At 55.3% G+C, this 304-nt stretch carries 1 protein-coding gene; it reads left to right on the top strand.

The annotated features are described in order from the left end of the window. Nucleotides 1–304, top strand: a 304-nt coding sequence (locus MXD62_RS08265) for a UbiX family flavin prenyltransferase (protein WP_248828813.1), incomplete at both ends; no start/stop codon positions are given.

Here is a 304-nt window from a genome sequence, read left to right as displayed (position 1 = left end):
CTGGATGATGAGCTGCAGCAGGATTTTCTGGGCAAGCTTCATTACTGGACGCTCCGCGATTTTTCCTGCCCGGTAGCAAGCGGCTCTCATCGCGGCGACGGAATGATTATTGTGCCGTGTTCCATGGGGACGCTTTCCGGCATCGCACAGGGCGCGTCCGGCAATCTGCTGGAACGCTCAGCTGACGTGATGATCAAAGAAGGGCGCAAGCTGGTTTTGGTTCCGCGGGAAACGCCGCTAAACGCGATTCATCTGGAAAATATGCTGAAGCTGAGCAGATTGGGAGTAAAGATCTTGCCAGCGA

It is taken from the genome of Frankia sp. Mgl5, assembly GCF_023242985.1.
GTDB lineage: Bacteria > Actinomycetota > Actinomycetes > Frankiales > Frankiaceae > Parafrankia > Parafrankia soli.
Note: the sequence above shows the minus strand (reverse complement) of the source record. Positions and strands in the feature narration are given on the sequence as shown.